Origin of the sequence: Limnohabitans sp., assembly GCF_044361985.1 — a bacterium.
Lineage (GTDB): Bacteria > Pseudomonadota > Gammaproteobacteria > Burkholderiales > Burkholderiaceae_C > Limnohabitans_A.
This window is the reverse complement of the sequence record NZ_JBIKHV010000086.1, coordinates 1-8,838: the sequence shown is the minus strand read 5'-3', so window position 1 is coordinate 8,838 and position 8,838 is coordinate 1. Positions and strand designations below refer to the sequence as shown.

The 8,838-nt window shown below is 60.5% G+C and carries 9 protein-coding genes and 1 pseudogene; 7 read left to right on the top strand and 3 right to left on the bottom strand.

The features are described from left to right. Positions 1–20 precede the first annotated feature (20 nt). A complete protein-coding gene (locus ACIQ3A_RS12125; protein ID WP_396431991.1) occupies positions 21–1,655 on the bottom strand; it encodes an ABC transporter permease in 1,635 nt (544 codons plus the stop codon). 154 nt (positions 1,656–1,809) lie between these two features. Between ACIQ3A_RS12125 and ACIQ3A_RS12120 the strand changes: the two genes are divergently transcribed. The 7 genes and pseudogenes from ACIQ3A_RS12120 to ACIQ3A_RS12090 all read left to right on the top strand — a co-directional run bounded on the left by ACIQ3A_RS12120 (position 1,810) and on the right by ACIQ3A_RS12090 (position 8,007). Then, positions 1,810–2,970: an ABC transporter ATP-binding protein gene (locus ACIQ3A_RS12120; RefSeq protein ID WP_396431990.1), complete on the top strand. Its 1,161-nt coding sequence runs from the start codon at positions 1,810–1,812 to the stop codon at positions 2,968–2,970. A gap of 213 nt (positions 2,971–3,183) precedes the next feature. Then, positions 3,184–4,362, top strand: a pseudogene (locus ACIQ3A_RS12115) (GspE/PulE family protein); the annotation flags it as partial. Next, positions 4,359–5,573 carry a type II secretion system F family protein gene (locus ACIQ3A_RS12110; RefSeq protein ID WP_396431989.1) on the top strand — a complete coding sequence of 405 codons (1,215 nt, stop codon included), beginning with the start codon at positions 4,359–4,361 and terminating at the stop codon, positions 5,571–5,573. The pseudogene ACIQ3A_RS12115 and the gene ACIQ3A_RS12110, both read left to right, overlap by 4 nt. A gap of 1 nt (position 5,574) precedes the next feature. After that, positions 5,575–6,396, top strand: coding sequence for a prepilin peptidase (locus ACIQ3A_RS12105; RefSeq protein WP_396431988.1), 822 nt, complete (start codon positions 5,575–5,577; stop codon positions 6,394–6,396). A 3-nt stretch (positions 6,397–6,399) separates the two neighbouring features. Next, a complete protein-coding gene (gene coaE, locus ACIQ3A_RS12100) occupies positions 6,400–7,017 on the top strand; it encodes a dephospho-CoA kinase (RefSeq protein ID WP_396431987.1) in 618 nt (205 codons plus the stop codon). 22 nt (positions 7,018–7,039) lie between these two features. After that, the gene (gene zapD, locus ACIQ3A_RS12095; protein WP_396431986.1) at positions 7,040–7,795 is read left to right on the top strand and encodes a cell division protein ZapD; all 756 of its coding nucleotides are present in this window, start codon (positions 7,040–7,042) and stop codon (positions 7,793–7,795) included. Continuing rightward, entirely contained in the window at positions 7,792–8,007 is a 216-nt protein-coding gene (locus ACIQ3A_RS12090) for a DNA gyrase inhibitor YacG (RefSeq protein WP_396431985.1), read from the top strand. The genes zapD and ACIQ3A_RS12090 overlap by 4 nt, the downstream gene beginning before the upstream one ends. 18 nt (positions 8,008–8,025) lie before the next feature. Here the strand turns inward: ACIQ3A_RS12090 and ACIQ3A_RS12085 are convergent, their stop codons facing one another. After that, a complete protein-coding gene (locus ACIQ3A_RS12085; RefSeq protein WP_396431984.1) occupies positions 8,026–8,508 on the bottom strand; it encodes an NUDIX domain-containing protein in 483 nt (160 codons plus the stop codon). Beyond that, on the bottom strand, positions 8,505–8,838 hold a 334-nt coding region (locus ACIQ3A_RS12080; protein ID WP_396431983.1), incomplete at its 5' end, for a DUF815 domain-containing protein. The genes ACIQ3A_RS12085 and ACIQ3A_RS12080, both read right to left, overlap by 4 nt.

Genomic DNA, 8,838 nt, shown 5'->3' with positions numbered 1-8,838 from the left:
CCTGCCACCACGGCAGGCGTTCAGGATGCCGGTTGACGCAAGGTCCGGCTGAGCAAGATCACCGGGATCAAACCCACCAGCACCAAGGCCAGCGATGGCAAAGCCGCCTCCCCCAGTCGCTCGTCGCGCGCCAGTTGGTACGCCACCACCGCCAGCGTGTCGCTGTTGAAAGGGCGCAGCACCATCGTGGCGGGCAACTCTTTCATCACGTCGACAAACACCAGCAGCACAGCAGCCAGGGTGGTGCGCTGAAGCAAGGGGGCGTGTACACGGCGCATCAGTCCCCAACCGGTGACGCCCAGCATGCGGGCGGAGTCGTCCAGACTGACCGGAATGCGGGCATAACCACTTTGCACCGACTGCAGCGCCACGGCGCAAAATCGCACCAGATAGGCCCAGACCAGTCCCAAAGAGGTGGCGGTGATCCAGGCCCCGGCCGATGATTCTGGCCAGGTCTGCTGAATCCAGCTGACAGGCAACAGCAAACCCACCACCACCACCGCGCCAGGAATGGCATACCCCAAGCCGACGAGCTGGATGGCGCCTTGGCTGAGGCGGTCAGCCCGGGTGCGCACGCTGAAGGCCAGCGCCAGCGCCACACCCACAGCCAGCAAAGCGGTCACCGCACCAAGGCGCAAGCTGGTGAAGGCCCACTGTCCAAAGCGCTCCCAGGGCAGCTCGCTGGTCTCCCCCGCCAAAGCCCGCAACATGATGAACACTGGCAGCACAAAACCCAGCAGCACGGGCAAGCTGCACACCCCCCATGCCATGACGCGGTGGGCACCATGCAGCACCACGGGCTGAGCCTCGGCAGAGCCCTGGCGCGAACCGCGGCTTTGATTGAAGCGCAGGCGCTTTTGCGCGCGCTGCTCCAACTGCAGTAACACCACCACCACGGCCAGCAGCGCCGTGGCCAGCTGCGCCGCTGCAATGCGGTTGTCCATGGACAGCCAGGCTTTGTAAATGCCCGCCGTGAAGGTCTGGATACCGAAATAACTGGACACCCCGAAATCGGCCAGTGTTTCCATCAATGCCAAGGCCACACCCGCGGCAACCGCCGGGCGGGCCAGTGGCAAGGCAATTTCTCGAATGCGGCGGGATAGCGGTGCGCCCAGCAGCCGGGCTGCTTCCATCAAGCCTGCAGCCCGCTCCACCAAGGCGGTTCGGGCCAGCAAGTACACATACGGGTAGAGCGACAGGGTGAACACCAGTGCAGCCCCCCATACACTGCGCACATCGGGCCACAAGCGACCTTGCAGGCCCAGCGCTTCGCGCAAAGCCATCTGCAGCGACCCGCTGAACTGCAAAAAATCGGTGTAGGCATAGGCCACAACATACGCCGGCATGGCCAGCGGCAAAAGCAATAGCCATTCAAAAATGCCACGCCCCGGAAAATCAAACAGCGTGACCAGCACCGCCGTGGCCAGGCCCAGGACCGTCACGCCAAACGCCACCATCAGGCACAAGCCCAGCGTGGTCAGGGCGTAATCGGGCAGCACGGTGCGGCCCATTTCCAGCAAGATGTCTGCGCTTTGCCCACTCCACTGCAGCCACGAGCCCAACACAGCCAGCACCGGCAAGGCCAATGCCAAAGCCAACAGGGCGAAAAACAGTGTGGGAAGACGCGACAAAGGTCGGGTCAAAGTGCGCAGCATCAAAAGCAGACCTCTGAATGAAGCGCTTATTGTAGGAGCCCGCCCCGGGGACCGAAGCTTGGCAGGCCATGGCCCGCATAAATCACGCACCCAAGCACAGGCCTGCAAAAAAGCCGCTCATCAGTGCTTGGACAACCTGCCTACAATCAAACCCATGTTTTTAGAGCTGCGCCAACTGGACATCCAATACCCCGGCAATCCCTCACCCGCCGTGCGCGGGGTGAACCTGGGGTTGAGTGCGGGTGACATTGGCGTTTTGATCGGGCCGTCTGGCTGCGGAAAAACCACCTTGCTGCGCGCCGTGGCCGGGTTGGAGCCCGTGACCGGCGGAAAAATTTTGCTGTCCTCCCGCGTGGTGAGCGAAGTGGGGCACACCGAACCTGCAGAAAGCCGTCGCATTGGCATGGTGTTTCAGGACTATGCGCTGTTTCCGCACATGGACGTCGGGCGCAATGTGGGTTTTGGCTTGGCACACCTGCCCAAAAAAGAACAGCGCCAACGCGTGCAAGACGTGCTGGCTCTGGTGGGTTTGGGCGGCGCCGAAAATCGCTATCCCCATGAGCTCTCAGGGGGCCAGCAGCAACGCGTGGCCTTGGCCCGCGCCCTCGCGCCCAAGCCTGATTTGCTGTTGCTCGACGAGCCTTTTTCAAACCTCGACATCGACCTGCGCGAACGCCTGGCGCAAGAGGTTCGCAGCATCCTCAAAGCTGCGAACGCCACCGCCCTGCTGGTCACACACGACCAGCTTGAAGCCTTTGCCATTGGCGATGTGATCGGCGTGATGAACGAAGGCCAGTTGCACCAGTGGGAGGATGCTTACAGCCTTTACCACCGCCCAGCCACACGATTTGTGGCCGACTTCATCGGGCATGGCGTCTTCACCCCAGCCACCTTGCGAGAAGTGAACGGGCACATTTTGGTGAGTACGGCTGTGGGCGAGCTGACCGATGTGGCCGAATGCCCCTTGCCCTGTGCATTTGAAGGCGGCGAATGCGATGTGCTGCTGCGCGCCGATGACATCGTGCACGACGACCATGCCCCCGTGAAGGCCGAGATCATCCGCAAAGCCTTCCGTGGCTCAGAGTTTTTGTACACCCTCCGGCTGGCCAGCGGTGAGTTGCTGATGGCCCATGTGCCCAGTCACCACGACCACAAGCTGGGCGAGTGGATCGGCATCCGCGCCGAGGTCGACCATGTGGTCACCTTCAACCGCGCCTGCCCCCTGAACGACCGGGCGCTGTGCCAAATGCCCTGCGCCAAAGCCGAAGCCTGCGAGCACGCCGACCCTAAATACCAACCGGTCAAGTTCCTTTAAAGCCAGGCCAGTGCCTGCGCGGCATTCGTCCAAGCCAGCACCCCCCAAAGCCCCCAGCGGTCGCCTGATCACGGCGCCAAATGGACTCTTGGCCCCTACCCTGCATTTACAAACGGTCAAATTCGGCCCATGATGTGTTTTCAAAAAATAAAACAAAATAATTCATGGAGGCCCATGCAAAACCATCTTGGTACCCAGTCCAGGCCGGGTGCCATCGATGACGCACCGGTCGTTCATCTTGTGCAGCAACTGCTGGAGCAGGCCGTGGCACTCAAGGCCTCTGACTTGCACTTTGAGCCATATGAACACCATTACCGGGTACGCATGCGCATCGACGGTGAGCTGCGCGAAGTGGCCACCCCACCCATGGCCCTGAAAGACCGACTGTCCTCGCGCATCAAGGTCCTCTCCCGGCTGGACATTGCCGAAAAGCGCCTGCCACAAGACGGTCGCATGAAGCTGAGATTGCTCAGTGGCCGTGAGTTGGACTTGCGTGTGAGTACTTTGCCCACCTTGTTTGGCGAAAAACTGGTGATTCGGGTCCTCGATTCCGCGCAAGCACAGCTCGACTTGACCCAACTGGGTTACGAGCCGCAAGACCTGGCTCGCCTGGTCGAAGCCATTCACCGTCCCCATGGCATGGTGCTGGTGACAGGGCCCACTGGTTCGGGCAAAACACAATCGCTTTACGCGTGCCTGAACTTGCTCAACACCGCTGAGGTGAACATCGCCACCGTGGAAGACCCTTGCGAAATACAACTGCAAGGCATCAACCAGGTGAATGTGCAGGACAAGCCCGGTTTGACTTTTGCCATCGCTTTGCGTGCATTTTTGCGGCAGGACCCAGACATCCTGATGGTCGGGGAGGTGCGCGACCTGGAAACCGCGAACATCGCCGTGCAGGCAGCACAGACTGGCCACTTGGTGCTGTCGACCTTGCACACCAACGATGCGCCCAGCACCCTGGTGCGTTTGCGCAACATGGGAACAGCCTCTTACAACATTGCCGCCAGCGTGACCCTGGTCACCGCCCAACGCCTGGTGCGCTGCCTGTGTCAGCATTGCAAAAAGCGTGAGGCGTTGTCCTCGGATGTTTTGCTAAAGGCGGGTCTGCCCCTCAACTGCATCACGGCAGAAACGGTCGAAGCTTTCAGCCCTGTGGGCTGTGCACATTGCCACAAGGGGTTTTCTGGCCGCACTGGCATTTTTCAGGTCATGCCGGTGAGCGCAGACATGCAGCACCTGATCTTGCGTGAGGCAGGCCACCTGGAGTTGACGCAACAAGCCCAACGAGAAGGTGTGGGCACTTTGCGGCTGGCGGGTCTGCGCAAAGTGCTCAAAGGCATCACCTCACTGGATGAAGTCTTGGCCTCGACAGGGTACAGCGCATGAACAAGCCCGACCCACAGCAGCCATCCCCAGCTTTCAGATGGCAGGGACGCGATGAACAGGGCCGCCCTGTGCAAGGACGCCTGAATGCCCTCGATGCCGGGCTGGCACGCGCCCAATTGCGCAGGCAGGGGCTGCAACAGGTGCGGCTGCAGCGCTTGTGGTGGGAACTTCCGCTGCGGGTCCGACCGCGCGAACTGTCCCTCATGACCCGGCAGCTGGCTGCGCTGCTGCGTGCCGGCGTGCCCCTGTTGCAAGCGCTGACCATGCTGTCACGCAGCCTGCCTTCCGGGCCTCTGGTCGAGATCGTCCAGGCGGTACAAAACGATGTGGCTTCCGGCATGGCCTTGCACGAAGCTTTGGCGCGCCATCCAAGCCACTTCACCGGGCTGTACACCAGCATGGTGCAAGCAGGCGAGTCGGCTGGCATTCTGGACAGCATGATGGAGCGCTTGGCGCACACCCTGGAGAAAAATGAGGGCCTGCGCTCACGCTTGCGCTCTGCCCTGATGTACCCCACTGCGGTGCTGGGTGTCGCCACCGCTGTGCTGGTGCTGATTTTGGTGTTTGTCGTGCCGGTGTTCGAGGATGTTTTCAAGTCATTTGGGGCCGACTTGCCATGGGCCACGCAAATGGTGGTGGCATTGAGCGACGGCTTGAGCGCGTCGGGGCCACTGGTGATGGCAGGCATTGTGCTGGGGGTCTGGTTTTGGCAGCGCCCCCAAGCTGCCCAGGCCAGGTTCAAAACCGCGAAAGACCGTTGGCTGCTCAAGTTGCCCCTGCTGGGGCCGCTCATCGGCACGGCTGTGGTGGCGCGTTGGGCCCAGACCTTGTCGGCATTGCTGGCAGCAGGCGTGCCCTTGGCAGAGGCCCTGGGGCCTGTGTCTCAAGCCTGCGATCACGCGATATTCGAGCGTGTGACGCTTCAATTGCAAAGGCAGGTGGCACAAGGCGGCCGTTTGAGCGAGAGCATGGCCCAAAGCGGCCGGTTCCCACCCATGATCGTGCAGCTGTGTGCCACAGGAGAGGAGACCGGCGCCCTGGACAATTTGCTGGCGCGGGCTGGCGGCTTGATGGAAACCGAACTGGACGACCGGGTGAACGGCTTGTCGAGTTTGCTCGAACCCTTGATCATTGTTGTGCTGGGCAGCCTGATTGGCGGTATTCTTGTGGCCATGTATTTGCCAATTTTTCGCCTGGGTCAGGTTTTCTGAAATGGCCACCGATTTACTCATGTGGATTGGGGTTGTGCTGCTGGGTCTGGTGGTGGGCAGCTTTCTGAACGTGGTCATCCACCGCCTGCCCCGAATGCTGGAGGCGCAATGGGCGGCTGCAGAGTCCGGCACCAACCTGCCGCCCTCCAAGCCCTACAACATCGCTGTTCCTGGGTCTCACTGCCCCCACTGCGGCCACGCCCTGTCGTGGGCAGAAATGATTCCCGTGCTCAGCTATCTTGGGCTCAAAGGCCGATGCCGTCATTGCCAGGCCCCCATTGGCTGGCGTTACCCTGCCATAGAGCTGTTCACTGCAGTCTTGTTTGCCTGGAGCTTTGACCGATATGGCCTGAGCGGCAGCGCTTTGGCATGGGCAGGCTTTGCGGGCGCTCTGGTGACCCTCGCGGCCATTGATGCGGACACCAGCTTGCTGCCCGATGCCATCACACAACCTTTGGTGTGGTCGGGTTTGTTGGCGGCCAGCCTCGGTTGGAGTCACATCACTTTGAGCACGGCCATGTGGGGCGCCGTAGCGGGCTACCTCTTTTTGTGGTCTGTCTATTGGCTGTTCAAGGGGGTCACAGGCAAAGAGGGCATGGGCCAAGGCGACTTCAAACTTCTGGCGGCACTGGGTGCCTGGCTGGGCTGGCCTGCACTGCTTTCGCTGGTTCTGATCGCGTCTCTCACAGGCATTGCCGGGGGACTGTGGCTGCGCATGCGTCAACGCATGCCTGAAGACGGCTATATTCCGTTTGGCCCTTTTTTGGCCTTGGCGGGTTTGTGGGTCATGGTCTTTGGCCACCTGCCCAGCTTGCTTTTTTAATCCATGAACACTCAGCATATTTGGCGCATCGGCCTGACCGGTGGCATTGGCAGCGGCAAAAGCACCGTGGCGGGCATGCTGGCAGCCCGCGGCGCTGCAGTGATCGACGCTGACGCGATTTCACGCAACTTGACCGCCCCGGGTGGGCGTGCCATCGCCCAGATAAGCCAGGTCTTTGGATCGCACATGGTCGGTGCGGATGGCGCCATGGATCGGCCAGCCATGCGTGCACTGATCGTCAACCATACAGATGCCAAAAAACAGCTCGAAAGCATCATTCACCCCCTGGTCAGCCTGATCACCGCTGAACAGGCACAGGCAGCACTGCAAAGCGGTCAAAACTGCCTGCTGTTTGATGTGCCTTTGCTGGTGGAATCGGGCGAGCGCTGGCGCCGGCAGCTTGACCGGGTGATCGTGGTCGACTGTGATGCCCCCACACAAAAGCAAAGGGTCATGGCCCGCAGTGGTTTGGCCCCAGAGGAAATCGACGGCATCATCGCTTTGCAAGCCAGCAGAGGCCAACGACTGGCCTGTGCCGATGTGGTGCTCTTTAACCAGGGCTTGAATCTGGCTGAATTAGAGGCCCAAGTGGCTCAGATGGCCGCTGACTTCGGGCTATGATGGCGGACTTGGAAGAAGCCGCGTGATACTGTACGAATACCCTTTTAACGAACGCATCCGCACCTACCTGCGCTTGCAACAATTGTTCAACCGCCTGGGCCTGTTGATGGCCCGTTCTGAAGCGGTCGACCATCATTTCGCGCTGACCACGCTGTTCGAAATCATCGAAGTGGCCTCGCGTTCAGAGCTGAAATCGGACGTCCTGAAAGACCTGGAACGCCAAAAACAGCTGTACAGCGGCTACCGCGGCAACCCGGCCATCTCCGAAAAGGCCCTCGACGGACTGATCAGCCAACTGGATGGGCACTTTGAGTCGCTCAACCAGGTCAGCGGAAAGATTGGCCAAAGCCTCAATGACAACGACTTTCTGATGGCTTTGCGCAGCCGCGCCGTCATCCCTGGCGGCACTTGTGAGTTTGATCTGCCAGCCTATTACGCCTGGCAGCACCACGCGGCAGCCAGCCGTGCCAACGACTTGGCGCAGTGGGTTGCACCTTTTGGGCCTTTGGCCCAAGCCATCCAACTGTTGCTGCAAATGTTGCGTGAATCCGGCAGCAGCCAAAAAGTCATGGCCACAGCCGGCCAACTGCAACAGAATTTGCCTCAAGGGCGTACGTTTCAGCTGCTGCGCCTGAAGATTGATCCGGCCCTTGGCATCACCCCTGAAATCAGCTGCAACCGCTTGCTGGTGGTGATCCGGATGATGCGCCAGCAAAGCGATGGCAAATTGGTGGCCACCACAGAGGACGTTCCCTTCGAGATGTCTTTGTGCGCATGAGTGACGCGAACCAGCCTGAAGCCTTCCAACCCCGCAAAGTGCGATGCCCGGCCTGCGCGGGCCTGAGTCTTTACAGCAGCCACAATCCTTATCGACCTTTTTGCAGCGCCCGCTGCAAGGGTGTTGACCTGGGCGCTTGGGCCAGCGAAGAGTTCAAACTGCCCGACGAAACGCCCCCTGAAGAGCCTTTTGGCGATCCGCGCCTGCAATAAGCCCTGGCCTTCCGGGTTTTAGGCGTGCGTGGCACCTGTGAAAGCTTGCTCCTCAGCCAACCACCCCAACACCGGAATGGTGCCAGGCAAAACGGGCACTACCGCGACGGGCAATGTCTGCCAAGCGTGTGATTGGCCTTCGCGCATTTGCAAAGTACCTTGCCAATCCCGCACTTTGCAAAAGTGCAAACGCACCAAAGCGTGTGGGTAATCGACCATCTGGGTTTTCCAAAACTGGGCCTGGCCAATCATGATGCCCAACTCTTCATGCAATTCCCGGCGCAAGGCTTGCTCGACCGACTCACCCACTTCGAGTTTGCCACCCGGGAATTCCCAATAGCCTGAGTAGACCTTGCCATCAGGGCGAGAGGTGAGCAAAAACTGCCCCCCTGGTTGCAGCAAAACACCGACCGCCACATCCACCACGGCACGTTCTTCTTGGCCAGGGTTCAGCCCTTCGCGCTGGCGATCCCCGTCAGCCACCAACAGCCCTGCGCTCATGCAACGTCCGATTGGCGTCCCATCATGTCCCGCGCAAACTGGTAGGCGACGCGACCACTGCGCGAACCTCGCTCCAGGGCCCACAGCAAGGCGTCAGGGCGAGCTGCAGCAATTTGCGCGGGCGTGGCCCCCATGGCGCTGAGCCATTGGCTGGCAATGTGCAAGTACTCTTCTTGCGAGAAAGGGTAGAAACTGATCCAGAGGCCAAAGCGCTCAGACAGCGAGATTTTTTCCTCCACCCCTTCACCCGGATGCACCTCGCCATCGTCGGTGTGCTTGTAGGTGAGGTTTTCGCTCATGTACTCGGGCAACAAATGGCGGCGGTTGCTG

Excerpts from the sequence above, each read along its gene's own strand:
- ACIQ3A_RS12125 (WP_396431991.1), bottom strand. The coding sequence starts at position 1,655 with ATGCTGCGCACTTTGACCCGACCTTTGTCGCGTCTTCCCACACTGTTT.
- ACIQ3A_RS12120 (WP_396431990.1), top strand. The coding sequence starts at position 1,810 with ATGTTTTTAGAGCTGCGCCAACTGGACATCCAATACCCCGGCAATCCC.
- ACIQ3A_RS12110 (WP_396431989.1), top strand. The coding sequence starts at position 4,359 with ATGAACAAGCCCGACCCACAGCAGCCATCCCCAGCTTTCAGATGGCAG.
- ACIQ3A_RS12105 (WP_396431988.1), top strand. The coding sequence starts at position 5,575 with ATGGCCACCGATTTACTCATGTGGATTGGGGTTGTGCTGCTGGGTCTG.
- coaE (WP_396431987.1), top strand. The coding sequence starts at position 6,400 with ATGAACACTCAGCATATTTGGCGCATCGGCCTGACCGGTGGCATTGGC.
- ACIQ3A_RS12090 (WP_396431985.1), top strand. The coding sequence starts at position 7,792 with ATGAGTGACGCGAACCAGCCTGAAGCCTTCCAACCCCGCAAAGTGCGA.
- ACIQ3A_RS12085 (WP_396431984.1), bottom strand. The coding sequence starts at position 8,508 with ATGAGCGCAGGGCTGTTGGTGGCTGACGGGGATCGCCAGCGCGAAGGG.